This is a genomic window from Rhodococcus sp. OS5, from assembly GCF_056837585.1.
Window position 1 is genome coordinate 1 of sequence record NZ_CM166368.1, and the last position, 20358, is coordinate 20358.

14 protein-coding genes and 2 tRNA genes are annotated in these 20358 nt (G+C 62.5%); all 16 read left to right on the forward strand.

Annotation, left to right across the window (positions count from 1 at the left end):
• Window positions 1–42 precede the first annotated feature (42 nt).
• Window positions 43–1605 (forward strand): chromosomal replication initiator protein DnaA, encoded by a 1563-nt coding sequence (gene dnaA / locus ACVZUB_RS00005; RefSeq protein WP_003942491.1) that lies wholly within the window; start codon window positions 43–45, stop codon window positions 1603–1605.
• Between the two features lie 584 nt (window positions 1606–2189).
• Window positions 2190–3374, forward strand: coding sequence for a DNA polymerase III subunit beta (gene dnaN, locus ACVZUB_RS00010; protein ID WP_007729165.1), 1185 nt, complete (start codon window positions 2190–2192; stop codon window positions 3372–3374).
• A 44-nt stretch (window positions 3375–3418) separates the two neighbouring features.
• Window positions 3419–4327: a phosphogluconate dehydrogenase (NAD(+)-dependent, decarboxylating) gene (gnd, locus tag ACVZUB_RS00015; RefSeq protein ID WP_047272670.1), complete on the forward strand. Its 909-nt coding sequence runs from the start codon at window positions 3419–3421 to the stop codon at window positions 4325–4327.
• Complete coding sequence (recF, locus tag ACVZUB_RS00020) at window positions 4328–5557, forward strand: DNA replication/repair protein RecF (RefSeq protein WP_217018170.1); 1230 nt, start codon at window positions 4328–4330, stop codon at window positions 5555–5557.
• Window positions 5550–6095 carry a DUF721 family protein gene (locus ACVZUB_RS00025; RefSeq protein ID WP_003942471.1) on the forward strand — a complete coding sequence of 182 codons (546 nt, stop codon included), beginning with the start codon at window positions 5550–5552 and terminating at the stop codon, window positions 6093–6095. The genes recF and ACVZUB_RS00025 overlap by 8 nt, the downstream gene beginning before the upstream one ends.
• Before the next feature lie 124 nt (window positions 6096–6219).
• The gene (locus ACVZUB_RS00030) at window positions 6220–7131 is read left to right on the forward strand and encodes a metal-dependent hydrolase (protein ID WP_007729174.1); all 912 of its coding nucleotides are present in this window, start codon (window positions 6220–6222) and stop codon (window positions 7129–7131) included.
• Window positions 7131–8252, forward strand: coding sequence for a PDR/VanB family oxidoreductase (locus ACVZUB_RS00035; RefSeq protein ID WP_039973074.1), 1122 nt, complete (start codon window positions 7131–7133; stop codon window positions 8250–8252). Before ACVZUB_RS00030 ends, ACVZUB_RS00035 begins: the two co-directional genes overlap by 1 nt.
• 28 nt (window positions 8253–8280) lie before the next feature.
• Window positions 8281–9204 carry an alpha/beta fold hydrolase gene (locus ACVZUB_RS00040; RefSeq protein ID WP_007729179.1) on the forward strand — a complete coding sequence of 308 codons (924 nt, stop codon included), beginning with the start codon at window positions 8281–8283 and terminating at the stop codon, window positions 9202–9204.
• A gap of 197 nt (window positions 9205–9401) precedes the next feature.
• Window positions 9402–11438, forward strand: coding sequence for a DNA topoisomerase (ATP-hydrolyzing) subunit B (gene gyrB / locus ACVZUB_RS00045; protein ID WP_003942515.1), 2037 nt, complete (start codon window positions 9402–9404; stop codon window positions 11436–11438).
• Between the two features lie 86 nt (window positions 11439–11524).
• Window positions 11525–14056, forward strand: a complete 2532-nt coding sequence (gene gyrA / locus ACVZUB_RS00050) for a DNA gyrase subunit A (RefSeq protein WP_047272672.1) — start codon at window positions 11525–11527, stop codon at window positions 14054–14056.
• The gene (locus tag ACVZUB_RS00055; protein WP_482628051.1) at window positions 14056–15438 is read left to right on the forward strand and encodes a DUF3566 domain-containing protein; all 1383 of its coding nucleotides are present in this window, start codon (window positions 14056–14058) and stop codon (window positions 15436–15438) included. Before gyrA ends, ACVZUB_RS00055 begins: the two co-directional genes overlap by 1 nt.
• 75 nt (window positions 15439–15513) lie before the next feature.
• Window positions 15514–15587 (forward strand) — tRNA-Ile (locus tag ACVZUB_RS00060).
• Between the two features lie 176 nt (window positions 15588–15763).
• Window positions 15764–15836, forward strand: a tRNA-Ala gene (locus ACVZUB_RS00065).
• Between the two features lie 272 nt (window positions 15837–16108).
• Complete coding sequence (locus ACVZUB_RS00070; RefSeq protein WP_312638979.1) at window positions 16109–17218, forward strand: baeRF11 domain-containing protein; 1110 nt, start codon at window positions 16109–16111, stop codon at window positions 17216–17218.
• A 62-nt stretch (window positions 17219–17280) separates the two neighbouring features.
• Window positions 17281–18945, forward strand: coding sequence for an alpha/beta hydrolase (locus ACVZUB_RS00075; protein ID WP_003942500.1), 1665 nt, complete (start codon window positions 17281–17283; stop codon window positions 18943–18945).
• A 127-nt stretch (window positions 18946–19072) separates the two neighbouring features.
• Entirely contained in the window at window positions 19073–20350 is a 1278-nt protein-coding gene (locus tag ACVZUB_RS00080) for a lipase family protein (protein WP_482628052.1), read from the forward strand.
• Window positions 20351–20358 lie beyond the last annotated feature (8 nt).

Here is a 20358-nt window from a genome sequence, read left to right on the forward strand (position 1 = left end):
CTGCAGCACACCCACTGTCGGCGAAACACGGGAAGGAACCACGTGAACGACGATCCCAACGCGCTCGCACGGGTCTGGGTCGACGTGGTTGCAGAACTCACGAGTGATGACCCCGGAAGTAATCTTCCGGCTTTGAGCAGCAAGCAGAAGGCATTTGTCCGTCTGGTGAGGCCTCTTACACTTGCTCAGGGTTTTGCACTTCTCTCGGTTCCATCGCCATTTGCTCAAGAGACGATCGAGCGCGATCTACGCGAGCCGATCCTGCAGGCACTCGGACGCCACCTCGGCGGCCAGGTCGAGGGACTCGGTGTCCGCATCGCACTCGAAGACGATGCCGACGCACCCGCCGAACCGGTCGAGGAGCGCACGGGCAGCCGTCAGTTCGAGTCGGTCAACTCATCGGGCGCATACCGTCGGCGCAGATTCACCGAAGGCGACGGCGAACCTTCGGACTCCGAGACTGCCGAGACCGAAGAAGTCGACGACGACCGCGAAGCACTCGCGAGCGTTCACGAATCGTGGCCGTCGTACTTCACGAAGCCGCCCGCTACTCCTTCTGCTTCGGGGTCCGGCGCCAACAGCCTCAATGCGAAGTACACCTTCGACACTTTTGTGATCGGATCGTCCAACCGATTCGCTCATGCCGCTGCCGTCGCGATCGCGGAGGCGCCGGCGCGTGCCTACAACCCCTTGTTCATCTGGGGAGCTTCGGGCCTGGGCAAGACGCACCTTCTTCACGCCGCCGGCCACTACGCACAGCGACTGTTCCCCGGCATGCGGGTCAAGTACGTCTCGACCGAAGAATTCACCAACGACTTCATCAACAGTCTTCGTGACGACCGCAAGGTCGCGTTCAAGCGTCGCTACCGGGAAACGGATGTCCTGCTGGTCGACGACATCCAGTTCATCGAAGGCAAGGAAGGTATTCAGGAGGAGTTCTTCCATACCTTCAACACCTTGCACAACGCGAACAAGCAGATCGTCGTTTCCTCGGACCGTCCGCCCAAACAGTTGGCAACCCTCGAGGAGCGTCTGCGGACGCGCTTCGAATGGGGCCTGATCACCGACGTTCAGCCGCCTGAGCTCGAGACGCGTATCGCGATTCTGAGCAAGAAGGCGAGGATGGATCGCCTCGAGGTCCCGCACGACGTCCTCGAGTTGATCGCCAGCCGTATCGAGCGCAACATTCGTGAACTCGAGGGCGCGTTGATCCGCGTCACCGCTTTTGCCTCGCTCAACCGCCAGCCGTTGGATCTGACGTTGGCCGAGGTGGTCCTGCGCGATCTGATGCCCGATTCGTCGAGCCTCGAGATCAACGCGGCGACGATCATGGCGGTGACGGCCGAATACTTCAACATGTCGATCGACGACCTGTGTGGGCCGGGTAAGGCCCGGCCACTCGCTCAGGCCCGCCAGATCTCGATGTATTTGTGCCGTGAGCTCACTGATTTGTCCTTGCCGAAGATCGGTCAGACGTTCGGCCGTGACCACACGACGGTCATGTACGCCGACAAGAAGATCCGTAAGGAAATGACGGAACGCCGCAAGGTGTACGACCAGGTTCAGGAGTTGACCGCAAGGATCAAGCAGCGCTCCAAGCGTTGACCTGCACTTATTTCGATCGATGCCGCTCGAGGCAGAGGTTCCCTCGAGCGGCATCGGTGTATTCGAAGGGTTCCACGTGCGGTCCCCTCGAGGGCGGTTGTCCACCTCGAGGGACGACACGCCGGAGTCAGACACGCCGATGAGAACAAACTCTTCGTTTCTTGTGAAAAGTATTCACATCTGTGGATAAGTGTGTTGATAACTCCGAAAGTCTGTGGAGTTCTCGAGGAGGAATCCGAAAACTTTCAGAGAGTGCACAGAGGGGGTCGATTGGTCCTCGAGTCTGTCCTCGAGAAGTGCACAGGCCCTCGAGGGGACCTACCAGCGTCGACAACCGTTGCTCCACAGATTGCACAGGACTTATTACTACTACTGAGAATTTCCTAGGAAAAGCTCTTTGAAAATAGTTCTGGGGACAACTCCTGTTGAGAACCTCGCCTCAGGCTGCGCTCGCCGCGGCTTCGGCTTTCCACTTGCGCCCTCGAGGGCATACGGTGGGCATCGCTTGGTCTGTGTCAGACTTCAAGTGAGCTGATGCAGATCCGCAGCAGACGAACATGCCTACCGAGAGGAATAACCCGGCGATGGAGCTTGGAAGCCTGAAGTTTCGCGTTTCCCGGGAAGAGTTCGCTGATTCAGTAGCGTGGGTTGCTCGTAGCCTGCCCTCGAGGCCGCCCGTGCCGGTTCTCGGCGGAGTTCTTCTCGACGCAACCGAAGCCGGCCTCACCGTTTCCGGGTTCGACTACGAGGTATCCGCGCAGGTCCGCGTCTCGGCAGATGTCACAACTGCAGGTCAGGCACTCGTCTCCGGTCGCCTCCTCGCAGATATCACCAAGTCGCTTCCCAACAAGCCGGTCGATGTGACCCTCGAGGGCACTCGCGTGCTCATCTCGTGCGGAAGCGCCAAGTTCTCCCTGCCCACGATGCCGGTCGAGGACTACCCCCAGCTTCCGACGCTTCCGCAGCAGTCCGGGTCCATTCCCGTCGACCTGTTCTCCGAAGCCATCAGCCAGGTAGCTGTTGCAGCCGGCAAGGACGACACCCTTCCGATGCTCACGGGTATCCGTGTCGAGATCGAACAGAATTCGATCGTCCTCGCCGCTACCGACCGCTTCCGTCTCGCCGTACGTGAACTCGAGTGGACTCCGGCCAATCCCGACGTCCAGGCTGCTGTTCTCATCCCGGCCAAGACTTTGTCCGAGTCCGCGAAAACGCTTGCCGGCAATGCAAATTCGCCGGTCGAGTTGGCTCTCGGCTCCGGTACGACCATCGGAAACGACGGACTCCTCGGCATCGTCAACGACGGACGCCGCACCACGACGCGCCTCCTCGACGCCGAGTTCCCGAAGTTCCGTCAGTTGCTGCCTGCTCAGCACACCGCGATGGCAACGGTCGAGGTCACGCCTCTCATCGAAGCCATCAAGCGTGTAGCACTCGTCGCCGAGCGTGGCGCACAGGTTCGCATGCAGTTCTCCGCTGACGGCCTGCTCCTCTCTGCGGGTGGCGACGACGCCGGCCGCGCGGAAGAGACGCTCAACGCGTCGTTCCAGGGCGAAGCACTCACCATTGCGTTCAACCCCGGTTACCTGATCGACGGGTTGAACTCGCTTCACAGCGAAAACGTTCTGTTCGGCTTCACCACTCCCAGCCGTCCGGCTGTTCTTCGCCCCGCGGCCGAGGAAGAGCCCACGGCAGACGAGTCCGGTAACTTCGCTGCGCCCTCGAGCGAGTACACGTACCTGCTGATGCCGGTTCGCCTTCCGGGCTGAGTGGAACCCCGCACTTCAGTTCGCGCCTGACCAGGGAGAACAGTATGAAGATCGGACTCGTAGGTCTCGGCAAGATGGGCTTCAACATGCGTGAGCGCTTGCGCGCGCATGGCCTCGAGGTGATCGGATACGACCCTCGACCGGAAGTCACCGATGTCGGGTCACTTGCCGAACTCGCTGCTTCCCTCGAGGGACCTCGAGTCGTCTGGGTGATGGTTCCGGCCGGTGAAATCACCCAGAGCACCATTGCCGAACTGGCGGATGCCCTCGAGGGCGGTGATCTGGTCATCGACGGTGGGAACTCGCGTTACACCGACGACGCTGTCCATGCCGAGCTTCTGGGCGCCCGTGGGATCGGTTTCCTCGACTGCGGTGTCTCCGGTGGCATCTGGGGCCGTGAGAACGGCTACGGCCTGATGGTGGGCGGATCCGAGCCCGACGTCGAGAAGGCAATGCCGATCTTCGACGCCCTTCGCCCCGACGGTGAGGCTGCAGACGGCTTTGTCCACGCCGGTCCCGTCGGTGCTGGTCATTACGCGAAGATGGTGCACAACGGCATCGAATACGGCCTGATGCAGGCGTATGCCGAGGGGTACGAGCTCCTCGAGGCGGAAAGCCTGATCGCGGACGTTCCCGGCGTGCTCCGAGCTTGGTCGAAGGGGACCGTCGTACGTTCGTGGTTGCTCGATCTGCTTGTCGACGCCCTCGAGGAAGATCCGGAGCTTGCGCAGATCACGGGCTATACCGAGGATTCCGGCGAGGGCCGCTGGACGGTCGAGGAAGCTATCAAGCACGCTGTGCCCGCTCCCGTCATCTCCGCTGCTCTGTTCGCGAGATTTGCTTCACGACAGGATGATTCACCGGCCATGAAGGCTGTGTCCGCCTTGCGCAATCAGTTCGGCGGTCACGCGGTCAAGAGCGCTTCGCCCAAGAATTCGGCTTCTGGAAGCTAAGTGTTCGTTCGTAGATTTTCGCTGCGGGACTTCCGATCCTGGGATTCGCTGACGCTTGACCTCACACCGGGAACAACCGTTTTCCTCGGTTCGAACGGGCACGGTAAAACCAATGTCCTCGAGTCACTCGGGTATCTGTCGACGCTGTCGTCTCATCGAGTGTCCACGGACGCACCGATGATCCGCAGCGGTTCCGCCAGTGCTTTTGCCGGTGCAACGGTGGTCAACAACGGACGCGAACTGACCATCGACGTCGAACTGATCGAGGGAAAGTCCAACCGCGCCAGGATAAATCAGTCTCCGACGCGTCGCCCACGCGAAGTGTTGGGGATTTTGCAGTCGGTGATGTTCGCGCCGGAAGATCTGTCGTTGGTTCGCGGAGATCCTGGCGATCGTCGACGCTATCTCGACGAGTTGTTGACGTCCCGGATACCCCGAATGGCTGCTGTCCGTGCGGATTACGACAAAGTTCTGCGTCAGCGCTCAGCCCTACTCAAAACTGCCGGTGCGGCTTTGCGTCGCGGTTCTCGTGGTGGCGAGTCCGACAACGTCCTCTCCACCCTCGAGGTGTGGGACGGGCATCTGGCCGCTCACGGCGCACAATTGTTGGCCGGGCGCCTCGAGTTGGTCCATGATCTGGCGCCGCATCTGGCGGAGTCGTATCGTTCCATCGCACCCGAATCCCGGCCGGCGTCGATTCGATACAAGAGCAGTCTGGGGTCCTCGTTGGATCCCGAATTCACCGACCCTGCAAGGATTTCCGGTATCGACGACGTTGCGTACCTCGAGGAGAGATTCCATCTCGAGTTGGCACAGATGAGGTCGAAGGAAATCGATCGCGGAGTGTGTCTGGTCGGTCCGCATCGGGACGATCTGGAGCTGATTCTCGGTGACAGCCCGGCGAAAGGCTTTGCAAGCCATGGTGAATCGTGGTCTTTTGCGCTTTCGCTGCGGCTGGCAGGTTTTGCCCTGTTGCGCGCGGACGGCAGCGACCCGGTCCTGATGCTCGACGATGTCTTCGCGGAATTGGACCGTCGTCGGCGTCGTGCGCTCGCCACCGTTGCAGCCACCGCCGAACAGGTGCTGATCACGGCCGCCGTTCCCGAGGATGTACCGGACGAACTCGAGGCGGCCAAGTTCGGCGTCGAAGCCTCCAATACCGGAGACGGTCGGATATCTCGGATAGTGCCCGTAGGCTCGGCAGATCAGGAGGTCGAGTTCGATGACTGAAGACAGCAGCGCCGCCCCGGAGCCCGAGCTCAAGGGGATCGATCTGGCGCGCCGTGCCCTCGAGGAGGCACGCGCGACAGCCAAAGCCAACGGTAAGGCCGTCGGGCAGGGGCGCTCGTCGCCCAAATACGGAAGCGGCCGCCCGCGTCGACGCAGCGGTTGGTCCGGCCCCGGCCCGGATGCGCGGGACCCTCAGCCGTTCGGTGCTCTCACCAGCGCTATCTCCAAATCGCGTGGGTGGTCCCCCAAGGTGTCCGAGGGCACGGTCCTCGGTCGGTGGCCGCAGGTCGTCGGAGAAGACATCTCCGCGCACGCCGAGCCGATCTCTCTGAAAGAAGGTGTTCTCAGCATCTCCGCCGAGTCGACGGCGTGGGCTACCCAGTTGCGCATGATGCAGTCCCAGATTCTGGCCAAGATCGCTGCCGCCGTCGGTGACGGCGTCGTGAAGACACTGCGGATCACCGGTCCGAGTGCGCCTAGCTGGCGCAAGGGAGAAAGGCATGTGAAAGGCCGCGGACCTCGCGATACGTACGGCTGAGGAAAACTCAACCAGGCCCTGGTTCTACCTATTACTTCGTGTTACAGTTAAAACTCGCTAGTGAGTGAACTGTGTCACAAGGCTGTCGTTCCCCACCGATCGGCAGGCATGAAGGAGTAGCTAGATGTCGCAGAAGATATCGACACCCGCTTCGTCGTTCGCCGAGCCGGATCACATCCTGTTGCAGGCTCGCAATGTCGAGTTCGACTGGTCCGATCTGCCCATGCACTGGATTCCGGGCGATCCGTTCAGCACACACGTTCTCAACGTGCTTCACCTTCTCCTCCCCGCCGGTGAGGAATGGTTTGTCGAGACCTTCAAGGAAGCTCTTCCTCTGATCGAGGACGAGAAACTCCGTGAGGACGTCGTCGGATTCATCGGCCAAGAGGCGATGCACTCCAACGCGCACTCGGGTGTCCTCGTCCATCTCAAGGAAAACGGCCTCGATCCGACGCCGTACACCCAGCAGATGGAGTGGGCATTCTCGAAGCTGCTCGGACCGCGTCCGATGACGGGTCTGCGTGCCGAGAATCACCTGGTGGAGCGCTTGGCGATCATCGCGGCCATCGAACACATCACTGCTTTCCTCGGCGACTGGGTGCTCAACGCCAAGGGACTGGACAAAGCCGGCATGCACCCGACCATGCTTGATCTCCTTCGCTGGCACGGCGCCGAAGAAGTCGAACACCGAGCCGTCGCGTACGACGTTATGCGCTACTTCGACAAGCGTGAGACCCGCCGGATCCGTACCCAGATCCTCGTCACGCCCGCAATCGTGTGGCTGTGGATTCGCGGTACCCGGTTCTTGATGCGCAACGATCCCGAGCTTGCCGCTCAGGCTCCCAGCCGTCGACGCCCCCACCTGTCCGATTTCATCGCGGCCGGTAAGCGCGGCACAGTTCCCACGTCGTTCGAGCTGGTCAAGCGGATGTCGACCTACTTCAGCAAGTCCTATCACCCCAGTAACGAGGGCTCGACCGCCCAGGCGGTGCAATACCTCGCGTCGTCACCCGCAGCCCAGGCGGCCGCACGGTGATTTCACTCTCGAGGGTCAAGGACGTCATCTCCGGGCACGACGGGTTGCCGCGGTTTCCGGCGCCACCCGATCTGTCCGGCAAGAACCGTCCCGACCGCGCCATGCGCATCACGGAGTTGTTGGCGGACAAGTACCTTCGGGTGTTGACGGCCTACGACTACAACCCCGAGATCGCGGGCCACAACCCCGACACGGCCATGAACATGGTGGTCAGCACACGTGAGGTGGTGGCAACCGACGAGAACGTCGTTCGCCTGCGCTTCGAATCCGCCGACGGCTCACCGATTCCGCCGTGGCATCCGGGTTCGCACCTGGACTTCCATCTACCTTCGGGTCTGCGGCGTCAGTATTCGCTGTGCGGCGACCCGGCCGATCGCACGGGATACAGCGTCGCGGTGCGCCGGATCCCCGACGGCGGTGGCGGTTCCATCGAGATGCACGCTCTCCAGCCCGGTGAGCACGTCACGGTACGCGGACCACGCAACGGCTTCCCGTTTGTCGGAGAAGGCAGCGCGTTGTTCGTCGCCGGCGGCATCGGTATCACGCCGATCATCGCAATGGTCCGTGCGGCAAGAGAATTGGGGATGGACTGGTACTTCGTGTACTCGGGCCGCTCCCGTGAATCCATGCCGTTCCTCGACGAGATCGCAACCTGGGATCCCGAGCGTGTCTTCGTGCGCCCGGACGACGAGTTCGGATTGCCCACCACCACAGACCTTCTCGGACGAGCGCCGGTCGGCGGCGCCGTGTACTGCTGTGGCCCGACGCCGATGCTCGATGCCGTCCGCCGCGGTTTCCGCGATACACCCTCCACCGCTTTGCATTTCGAGCGGTTCGGGGCTCCGCCGGTGATCGACGGCAAGGAATTCGAAGTGCAGCTTGTCAATTCGGGTCAGGTACTCACCGTGCCCGCCGACGAGTCCGCGCTCGACGTCATCAAGAAGACATTGCCCGGTGTCGGGTACTCGTGTCAGCAGGGTTTCTGCGGAACCTGTCGTGTGAAGGTACTCGCGGGTAAACCCGATCACCGCGAAAGGCGTCTGACCGACACCGAACAGGAAACGGAGATGCTCATCTGCGTATCCCGTTCCGACGGTGGACGTCTCGTTCTCGATCTCTAGATATTTCCCGACTCCGAAGGGTTCGACAATGTCGAAGCACTCTCCTGTCCATGCCGTGACCGCGCGTCGCGTGACCAACGGTTCCGTCAGCCTGGCCGTGTTCGAGCAGGGCAAGGCAGACGGCGAGACCATCGTCCTGGTGCATGGTTGGCCCGACACCCATGAATTGTGGAACCGCATCGTGCCTTTGCTAGCAGACGACTTCCGCGTCGTCAGCTACGACAGCCGCGGGGCCGGTGAGAGCACAATCCCCTCGAGGGTGCAGGACTACCAACTGAGCGCACTGGCCGGCGATCTTTTTGCCGTCATCGACGCGGTCAGCCCGGGCAAGCCGGTGCACGTCCTCGCGCACGACTGGGGATCCGTCGAAACGTGGGAAGCGGTCTGCGAGCCGGGTGCCGAAGAGAAGATCGCGTCGTTCTCGTCCATCTCGGGCCCCAATCTCGATCATCTCGGCAAGTGGATCCGGGCGAGCGCGTCCAAGCGTCGTTTCCTCGGCCCGGCGGCGCAGGGAATTGCGTCGGCCTACACCGTTCTGTTCCAGATTCCCGGCCTGTGCACCCTTCCGTTGCGTCTGTGGTTCTCCAAGCACTGGCCGGCGTTTCTGGGCTTCTTCGACGGTCTGGACCCCCGTGTGGTCAACACCGCGCCCACCATCGCCGACGACATGGTGAACGGACTCAAGCTTTATCGCGCGAACATCCGGCCGTCTCTCGGCAAGCCACGGGATCGGTACACGGACGTGCCTGTTCAGCTCATTCTGAACAAGTACGACAAAGCCGTTCGTCCGGTGGGATACGAAGACACCGAAAAATGGGTCTCCGACCTGCAGCGACGTGAAATTGCCGCGGGACACTGGTCGCCGTTTTCACATCCGGGTGAGGTTGCCGAACATGCGCGGGCATTTATCGCGAGCCTGAGAGAGCGTCGCTCGGAGAAGCAAAGTTCCTAGCGTTTCACCTTCCGGGGATCGTAAAAATTCGTCTGCGGCGCAGCCAGGGGTGTCATTGGCCGCTTCTAGTCGGTGCTTACCAGTAAGATGGTCAACGGTAACTAGCGGCAACATTCTCGAACCCGCTCCGACGACACCCGCAAGGGCTTGCTGACGGCTGCGCTCGAGTATTGACGGAGAAGGAGAGCTACCCACCCGTGGCTGCCCAGAAGTCAGATACAAGCACTTCCAGCAAGGACTACAACGCGTCGTCCATCACCGTCCTCGAAGGACTCGAGGCGGTACGTAAGCGTCCAGGCATGTACATCGGTTCCACCGGTGAACGCGGCCTGCACCACCTCATTTGGGAGGTCGTCGACAACTCGGTCGACGAGGCGATGGCCGGACACGCCACCAAGGTCGAGGTCACCCTCCTCGAAGACGGCGGAATCCGCGTCATCGACGACGGCCGTGGCATCCCGGTCGGCATGCACGCCTCCGGAGTTCCCACCGTCGAGGTCGTGCTGACCCAGCTGCACGCCGGCGGCAAGTTCGACTCCGACTCCTATGCCGTCTCCGGTGGTCTGCACGGCGTCGGCATCTCGGTGGTCAACGCGCTCTCCACCCGGCTCGACGTCGACATCAAGGTCGACGGCTACCGGTGGCAGCAGACGTACACCGATTCCAAGCCGGGAGAACTCGTGCAGGGCGACCCGACGAAGGAGACCGGCACCACCGTCAGTTTCTGGGCCGATCCCGAGATCTTCGAGACCACCCGCTACAACTTCGAGACCGTTGCGCGTCGTCTGCAGGAAATGGCCTTCCTCAACAAGGGCCTGACCATCACGCTGACCGACGAGCGCGCCGAGGTCATCGACGACGAAGCTGCCGAGGTGGCCGAGGCTCCCAAGTCTGCTGCCGAAGAAGCCGAAGAAGCTGCTCAGGCAGCGCCGCGTAAGTCCAAGACCCGTATCTACCACTACCCCGGTGGACTCGAGGACTACGTCCGGCACATCAACAAGAGCAAGACCCCGATCCACAACTCGGTCGTCGGATTCACCGCCAAGGGCACCGGCCACGAGCTCGAGGTCGCAATGCAGTGGAACTCCGGCTACTCGGAGTCCGTGCACACCTTCGCCAACACGATCAACACCCACGAGGGTGGTACCCACGAAGAGGGCTTCCGCGCCGCACTGACCGCAACGGTCAACAAGTACGCGCTCGAAAAGAAGCTGCTCAAGGACAAAGATCCCAAGCTCACCGGTGACGACATCCGTGAAGGACTCGCGGCCATCATCTCGGTGAAGGTCGGTGAACCCCAGTTCGAGGGTCAGACCAAGACCAAGCTCGGCAATACCGAGGTCAAGTCCTTCGTGCAGAAGGCGTGCAACGAGCACCTCGCGCACTGGTTCGAGGCGAACCCCGCCGACGCGAAAACCATTGTGAACAAGGCTGTTTCGTCGGCGCAGGCCCGCGTCGCCGCACGTAAGGCGCGTGAGCTGGTCCGTCGTAAGAGCGCGACCGACCTCGGTGGCCTGCCAGGCAAGCTCGCCGATTGCCGCTCCAACGATCCGGAGAAGTCCGAGATCTACATCGTGGAGGGCGACTCCGCAGGCGGCTCGGCCAAGTCCGGCCGAGACTCGATGTACCAGGCGATCCTCCCGCTCCGCGGAAAGATCATCAACGTCGAGAAGGCGCGTATCGATCGCGTCCTCAAGAACACCGAAGTCCAGTCGATCATCACCGCGTTCGGCACGGGCATCCACGACGAGTTCGACATCGCCAAGCTGCGCTATCACAAGATCGTGCTCATGGCCGACGCCGACGTCGACGGTCAGCACATCGCAACGCTGCTGCTCACGCTGCTGTTCCGCTTCATGCGGCCGCTCGTCGAGCACGGCAAGGTCTACCTCGCGCAGCCGCCGCTGTACAAGCTCAAGTGGCAGAAGGGTGCGCAGCCGGAATTCGCGTACTCCGACCGCGAGCGCGACGCGATGGTCAAGGCCGGCCTCGAGTCCGGCAAGAAGATCAACAAGGACGACGGCATCCAGCGCTACAAAGGCCTCGGCGAGATGAACGCCAAGGAGCTGTGGGAAACCACGATGGACCCGACGGTGCGCGTTCTGCGTCTCGTCACGCTCGACGACGCGGCTGCTGCCGACGAGCTGTTCAGCGTGCTGATGGGCGAAGACGTCGAAGCACGACGCAGCTTCATCACCCGCAATGCCCGGGACGTTCGTTTCCTCGACGTGTAGGCCTGCGGCCCTGTGAGCGGTTGCGGAGTCCCCGGACTCCTTTTCCGCGCACAGGGGCTTGCCCCCTCTTTTAAGAAAGTGAGCTCATGACCGACACCACGTTGCCACCGGACGGTCCGCAACACGACCGGATCGAACCGGTCGACATCCAGCAGGAAATGCAGAACAGCTACATCGACTACGCCATGAGCGTCATCGTCGGTCGCGCTCTGCCGGATGTCCGCGACGGACTCAAGCCGGTGCACCGCCGCGTGCTCTACGCGATGTACGACAACGGATATCGCCCAGACCGCGGATACGTGAAGTCTGCCCGACCGGTCGCCGAGACCATGGGTAACTACCACCCCCACGGCGACTCCTCGATCTACGACACGTTGGTCCGTATGGCCCAGCCGTGGTCGCTGCGTTACCCGCTCGTCGACGGTCAGGGAAACTTCGGCTCCCGCGGCAACGACGGCGCAGCCGCCATGCGTTACACCGAGTGCAGGCTCACGCCGCTCGCGATGGAAATGCTGCGCGAAATCGACCACGAGACAGTCGATTTCACCCCGAACTACGACGGCAAGACGCAGGAACCGACGGTTCTGCCCAGCCGTATCCCGAACCTGCTGATCAACGGTTCCAACGGCATCGCCGTCGGTATGGCCACCAACATTCCGCCGCACAACCTGCGTGAAGTTGCCGAGGCCATCTACTGGGCGCTCGACAACTTCGAAGCGGACGAGGAAGCCACCCTCGCGGCCGTCATGGAGCGCATCAAGGGACCCGACTTCCCCACGCACGGGCTCATCGTCGGTGGACAGGGCATCCAGGACGCCTACACCACCGGCCGTGGCTCCGTTCGTATGCGCGGCGTCGTCGAGATCGAAGAAGATGCCAAGGGCCGCACCACAATCGTCATCACCGAGCTGCCCTACCAGGTCAACCCGGACAACCTGATCACCTCCATCGCGGAGCAGGTTCGTGACGCCAAGATCGGTGGCATCTCCGACATCCACGACGAGTCCTCGGACCGCGTCGGCATGCGCATCGTCGTCACCGTCAAGCGTGACGCCGTTGCCAAGGTCGTGCTGAACAACCTTTACAAGCACACCCAGCTGCAGACCAGCTTCGGCTGCAACATGCTCTCCATCGTCGACGGAGTGCCGCGCACGCTGCGCCTCGACCAGATGATCCGTCTGTACACGGCGCATCAGCTCGAGGTCATCGTTCGTCGTACCAGGTACCTGCTTCGCAAGGCACAGGAGCGCGCCCACATCCTGCGCGGTCTGGTCAAGGCCCTCGACGCTCTGGACGAGGTCATCGCCTTGATCCGTGCGTCGCAGACCGTCGACATCGCTCGCGCCGGATTGATGGAACTCCTCGACGTCGACGAGATCCAGGCCGACGCCATCCTCGGCATGCAGCTGCGTCGTCTGGCCGCCCTCGAGCGTCAGAAGATCGTCGACGAGTTGGCCGAGATCGAACTCGAAATCGCGGACCTCGAAGACATTCTGGCTCGCCCGGAGCGTCAGCGCGCGATCGTTCGTGACGAGCTCAAGGAAATCGTCGACAAGTACGGCGACGACCGTCGTACCCGCATCATCGCCGCCGACGGAGACGTCAACGACGAGGATCTGATCGCCCGCGAAGACGTCGTCGTCACGATCACCGAGACCGGTTACGCCAAGCGCACCAAGACCGACCTGTACCGCTCGCAGAAGCGCGGCGGCAAGGGTGTTCAGGGTGCCGGCCTCAAGCAGGACGACATCGTCTCGCACTTCTTCGTCACGTCGACGCACGACTGGCTGCTGTTCTTCACCACGAAGGGCCGCGTCTACCGCGCCAAGGCTTACGAACTGCCCGAGGCGAGCCGTACCGCTCGCGGTCAGCACGTTGCCAACCTGCTGGCCTTCCAGCCGGACGAGCGCATTCAGTCCGTCATCCAGATCAAGACGTACGAAGACGCGCCCTACCTGGTGCTCGCCACTCGCAACGGTCTGGTCAAGAAGTCCAAGCTCACCGACTTCGACTCCAACCGCAGCGGTGGCATCGTCGCCATCAACCTGCGCGGTGAAGACGAACTGGTCGGCGCTGTCCTCTGCTCCGCCGAAGACGACCTCCTTCTCGTCTCGGCACAGGGCCAGTCGATCCGCTTCTCGGCCACCGACGAGGCACTGCGTCCGATGGGCCGCGCCACTTCCGGTGTCCAGGGCATGCGTTTCAACGGTGACGACGAGCTGCTCTCGCTCAACGTCGTTCGTGAAGGAACGTTCCTCCTGGTCGCCACCTCGGGCGGTTACTCCAAGCGAACCGGCATGGAGGACTACCCGGTGCAGGGTCGCGGCGGCAAGGGCGTGCTCACGATTCAGTACGACAAGAAACGTGGCACTCTGGTCGGTGCGCTCATCGTCGACGACGACGACGAGCTGTACGCGATCACCTCGGGCGGCGGCGTCATCAGGACGGCTGCCAAGCAGGTTCGTAAGGCGGGACGCCAGACCAAGGGCGTGCGTCTGATGAACCTCGGCGAAGGCGACACACTGCTCGCGATTGCGCGCAACGCCGACGAGCCCGAAGAGCTCGCTGCAGAGACCACCGACAACGCAGACAATGCCGATGGAGCTAAGGAGTCCTAGTGAGCACTCCCAACCAGCCGGGCAGTGACCAGAAGAGCGAAAGCACTTCAGGTTCGACGCCACCGAAGCCGGAGCAGGCAACTGCTCCGGCGGGGCCGCAGACCTCGAAACCTGCAGCTCCAGCGGACGGCGGACCCAAAGCTTCCGAGGCAGCTCCGGCGCCCAAGGCGCCGGAGCCGCCTCGCGGCCCGTCGGCTCAGAAGCCGGCGGGTGGGGCTTCCGACGCCGCGGGTGCGGCCAAGGGTCAAGCTCCTTCCGCTCCTTCAGTGGCTCCGGCTGCGCCGGTAACTCCGGCAAAGGGTGACGGTCAGGCTCCGCCGCAACCGGTTGCCAATCAGGCTCGTGGCAGCCTGGCGCCGCCGTGGCAACGCGGACCCCAGCCGCAGGGGCAGCCAGCTCAGAACCCGGCTGCTCAGAACCCGGCGTCCAAAGCCCCGGCGTCGAAGACTCAGCCACCGCAAAGTCAGGCGCCGCAAAGTCAGCCGCAGACCAACATCACGCGCCCAGCCGGCGCTGGTGCTCCTGCGGGTCGTCCGGCAGCTCCTGCCGGGGGTAAGCCGCCTGCGGGTCCGCAGCGTCCTGCAGCGGCCGGCCCGGCGCAGGGTGGTCCGGTGCAGGGTGGTCCGGCCAAAAACCCCGCGCAGGGTGGTGCGCCGAAGGGACAGCCGCAATCGGGTCGCCCCGCTGCCGGTGCACAGACGGGTCGTCCTGCCGGCAACCCGTCGGCACGTCCCGTCGTGACGGGAACGGCGGCTGCCGCAGCTACCGGTGGCGTCGCCGGCGCGGCAGCAGCCAAGGCTGTTACACCCTCGGGCACAAATCCCAAGGCTGCAAACGCCACGGTCGCCAATCCCACGGTCGCTAATCCGAAAGCAAAAGCCGCCGCGATCGACGGGCCGACTCGGCACATCGATCGCAAGGATCTACCGAAGGACATGCCTGACCTCTCCGAGGCCAAGCATCCGTTGCCTGCTGCGGTGAAGGGTGAGAAAACTCACGCCGTATCGGCCTCGGTCGTGGACGGTGCGCCGCTGCGCGCAACGGTCCAGATCCGTCGTATCGACCCGTGGTCCACGCTCAAGATCACATCCGTGATCTCGGTGTCGCTGTTCTTCGTGTGGATGGTGGCCGTCGGACTGCTCTACGTGGTTCTCGACGGCATGGGCGTCTGGGATCGCCTGAACAACGCGTTCACCGACATCGTTGCCGACGGCGGCTCCGACGGTCTGGTGACGGCCGGCCAGGTGTTCGGCTACGCCGCGCTGATCGGCATCGCGAACATGGTGCTTTTCACGGCACTCGTCACGATCGGATCGTTCATCTACAACCTCTGCAGCGACCTGGTTGGCGGCGTAGAGGTAACTCTCGCCGACCGCGACTGACCTGCGAAAACATTGCTCCGCCGGGCCCGTTTTGGTGTCAGCGGCCCGGTGGGGTAATCTTTGGAATCGGTTCAGGGGCCTATAGCTCAGGTGGTTAGAGCGCTTTACTGATAATGAAGAGGTCGGAGGTTCAAGTCCTCCTAGGCCCACTCCCATGTGCCGAAGAAGGGTTGCTGGAATGAAGGTTTTCCTGCTTGTCGGGGCCGGAATTCTGGTAGCTCTCGGGGTCACCAAGCTGATCAAAAGTCAGCGCGGAGACAAGGTTTGGCACGATTTGGAAACAGGATAGAACCTAGGTACTCTGACTCCGGTCAGAAAACCGAACGGGGCCTTAGCTCAGTTGGTAGAGCGCTGCCTTTGCAAGGCAGATGTCAGGAGTTCGAATCTCCTAGGCTCCACAGTAAGAAAACACCCTCCCGGGATCCGGGAGGGTGTTTTTGTATGCCGATGTCCGACCAGCCGGTGCCCGACTTGCCCGACTTGTGTGCCCCCTGTTTTTGAGCGAACGGCACTTTCGGCGCACTGGAGGCGATGAACATGCCGTTCGCTCGGAGTGGGGTGGCCAGAACCGCGCCCACTATGGACCGTTCGTCCCGAATTCTCCGGAAAGTCTAGTGGTCATAACCAGCCGGGCGTAGCGTGAGGAGAACCCAATTTCAGGAGGTTCGTAGTGCTTCACAACGACATTCCCAGCCACGGTGAAATTGCCGCACTCGCGGAGGTGGAGGGGCCCACCTGCATCACCATCGTGACTCCGACTGAAGATGCGCCGCAGGATCATGACAAAGCGCGCATCGCCTTCAAAGACCAGGTCCGCTCGGCACTCGCATCGGTGGAGGATCCGGCCGAGCGCAAGCTGTTCGAGGCCGAATACGCAGAGCTCGACGACGACGACGATTTCTGGCGCTTCCAGTCGCGCTCATTGGTCACGTACGCGACGCCGGACCGTCTGGTGACCTTCCGCCTCCCCAACCGTCTGCAGGCGCTCGAAACGGTCAGCGATCGGTTTCATCTCAAGCCACTGCTCCGTTCGGTGACGTTCCCCCAGACGGCGTTTGTTCTCGCTCTGGCAGAGGGTTCGGTGCGACTGATCGAGATCGCTGCCGATCAGCCGGCCGACGAGGTCCGTGTTCAGGGAATGCCGAAGAACGCTGCGGATCACGCGGGCAAGTCGTCAATCAACAGCCGTACCGAAGCGGGTCGGTTGTCGGGGTCGGACAGCCGAAAGTTGCGCGTCAATCAGTACGCCCGCGCAGTCGATCACGAGGTCCGCGGTGTGCTCGCCGGCCGTGACGTCCCCTTGATTCTGGCCGCTGCGGAACCCCTCGCGTCGGTGTATCGCTCCGTGAATTCGTACCGCCACCTGGTCGACAAAACCGTCGAGGGAAACCCGGAAGCCTTGTCGACGCAGGAAGTGGCGGACGGTTCGCGTCCGGCGCTCGACGACTTCCATGCCGAGCAGCTGGCGGCGGTGCGGGACACCTTCAATGTGCGCACGGAACAAGGTCGCACTCAAACCGACGTCGCCGACGTGGCAACAGCCGCGACGTACGGACAGGTCGACACCGTTTTCATCGACATCGATTCCGTCGTACCCGGAAGTCTCGATCCCCAGACGGGCGCTCTCACGACCGGTGAGTCGACTAACGGAAGCACCTACGGGGTCGTCGACGAGATCGCTCGTCGTGCGCTCCTGACGGGTGCACGGGTGCTCGCTGTTCGCGCGGAGGACATTCCGGGCGGCGGCGCAGTTGCCGCGATTTTGCGCTTCGCCCCGTAAACAGACTGGACGCGTGTGCGCTTCGTGACCTGATTCGGGCACGGGGCGCATACGATTCCGGCATGAAACGTGTGTGGGAACGGCTGCGCCTCTACTGCAAGACGCTGCACCCGGTCGGGCTTGCCTTTGCTCTGGTCTTCTTCACCTGGTCGATGAGTCCGTCCCTGTTGCCGCGCGCGTGGTACCTGCAGGGCGTTGCGACGGGCATCTCGCTCGCGATGGGATACGGCGTCGGCGTGACGGTCGCCTGGATGATCCGCAAGTGCGGCGTCGAACCGCAGTGGTCGGATCGCACCAAGAAGATCGGCTGGCGAATCCTGTTGGTCGCGGCCGTCATTCTGGTGCCGACGTTCTTGGTCCTCGGTTCGTGGTGGCAGCAGATCGTTCGCGATCTCGTGGAAGCTCCACGCACCAATCAAGCGAATTATCTTCTGGTGCTGATGATTTCGCTCGGAATCTGGTTCATCCTGCTCGAGGCAGGCCGTGGTCTTCGGTTCACCACCAACAAGCTCACCGCCGTCGCACTACGGTTCGTTCCCCTCGAGGCGGCGAAGGTCGGCAGCTTGATCGTCATCTTCGCCCTCGGCATCTTCATCGTGAACGGTGCGCTGTACAACGGGCTGATCGCCTTCGCGAACTGGAGTTTCTCCGGTGCGGATCACGAAACACCGGACGGCATCGAACAGCCCATGATTGCAGAGCGCAGCGGTTCGCCGATGTCCGCCGAGGCTTGGGATTCTCTCGGCCAGGAGGGGCGCACCTTCATGGGTAGCGGTCCCACCGCAGCCGAGATCTCTGCATTGACCGGACGTGAAGCGAAGCAACCGATCCGGGTGTATGCCGGACGTGAATCCTCGGACTCGATCAACGGTGTCGCACAGCGGGTCGTCGACGAGTTGGAGCGCACCGGCGGATTCGACCGCGGAACTCTCGCAGTTGTCACGACCACCGGTCGCGGTTGGGTGAACGAGGACGTCGCGTCGGCGTTCGAGTACGTCGAGGGCGGGGACACGGCGATCGCGTCGATGCAGTACTCGTTCCTTCCGAGTCCGTTGGCCTTCATCGCCGACCGTGAGACGCCGATGATCGCCGGCCGCGCGCTGTTCAACGCGGTCTACGCCAAGTGGATCGACTTGCCCGTTGAGACGCGACCCGAACTGGTTGTCTTCGGTGAGAGCCTCGGCTCCTACGGTGGCCAGGCCGCATTCGCCGGCGCTCAGGACATGATGACGCGCGTCGACGGCGCACTGTGGGTCGGAACCCCCAACTTCACTGCTCAGTGGCAGGAAATCACGGACAGTCGTGACTCGGGCTCACCGGAGATTCTGCCGGTGATCGACGGTGGCCAGGCAATTCGGTTTGCCGGTGATCCGGAAGATCTGGAGCTGAAGTCGGACTGGGACGACGATCGCATCGTGTACTGGCAGCACGCCAGCGACCCGATCACGTGGTGGTCCTTCGACCTGCTGCTCAACAAGCCGGACTGGCTCAAGGAACCGCTGGGTCGCGACGTGGATCCGGGAATGACATGGGTTCCTCTCGTGACCTTCTGGCAGGTCACCCTCGACATGGTCTTCTCGGCTGACGTCCCGTCCGGGCACGGTCACAATTACGGCGAGGATGCAGCGGACATGTGGGCCAAGATCCTGCACCCCGAGGCCTGGACCTCGGCTGATACCGACAAGCTTCGTTCGCTGCTGACCACCAATCTGGAGCCCACGAAGTAGTCGTAAACGGTTGTAATTCAGCCTGTTAAGGCGAAAACCTCACGAAAAAGTGTTACGTGAGGTATGTGTTACTCTGCGTTCGCTGTGTGCCAAGCCACAGCGCAAGCGAACGTGGGGAGATCGAAACGTGAAGAGCAGAGCATGGTGGGCGGCCGGGGTCTCCGTCGCGGCACTGGTCATGGGTGCTGTGACGGCCCCTGCCGCAACGGCGGAGCCGGCGGATTTCTACACGCCGCCGTCGGAGCTTCCGGCAGGTGCCAACGGAGATCTCATCAAGAGTGAGCCGTCACCACTGCTGCTGAGCGTGCCCGGATCGAACGGTGCGTGGCCGGCAACCGCCACCAAGATCATGTACCGAAGCGAGGACGCCAAGGGCGCCCCCGTTGCCGTGACGGGCACCTATCTCGAACCGTCGAACCCGTGGACCGGGCAGGGGGCGCGTCCACTGGTTGCCGCAGCGGTAGGAACGCATGGGCAGGGCGATCAATGCGCACCATCCAAGCTGTTCAACACCGGTATCGAGTACCAGTTCCCGACGGACGTCATGGTCGGCTACGAGTCCATCTGGGTGAACACGTTGCTGCTCAACGGCATTGCCGTCGTCGTCACCGATTACGAGGGCCTCGGAACTCCGGGCGATCACACCTACGTCAACCGTGAAGCCGAAGCACACGCGGTTCTGGACTCAGTGCGAGCCGCTCAGCAACTCCCGAACACGAGCATTCCCGCCGACGGCCCCATCGGACTGTGGGGTTACTCGCAAGGTGGTGGAGCTGCCGCTGCCGCAACGGAATTGAAGCCGTCATATGCTCCCGAGCTTGATCTCAAGGGCACGTATGCAGGCGCTCCGCCCGCCGATCTGGCGGCGACGCTGCAGCAGGTCGACGGCACGTTCCTCACCGGAGTGATCGGATACGCGCTCAACGGGATCCTTGCCCAGTACCCCGAGGTTCAGTCGCTGCTCGACGCCGAGATCAACGATCGCGGCCAACAGATGTTGGCCGCCACCAAGAACCAGTGTGTCGCCGAAAGTGGATTGCAGTTCGGCTTCCAGCAGTCGTCGAGCTTCACCAATTCCGGTGAATCACTCTCCGCAGTTCTGGCGCGTCTACCCATGGCGCAGGCAATCCTCGACGAGCAGAAGATCGGCAAGCTGACGCCGGAGTCGCCCGTGCTCATTCAGCATGGCCGCTCCGACGACATCGTTCCGTTCGGCCAGGGACAGCAACTGGCGCGAGACTGGTGCGGCAAGGGCGCGACGGTGCAGTTCTCCGTCAACGAACTGCCCCCGATCATTCCGGGACTGGCAATCAATCACGCGACGCCGTACCTGGTGGGTACCCCCGAATCCATCGGATACATGATCGATCGCTTCAACAATGTCCCGGCGCCGTCCAACTGCTGACGGCCAGG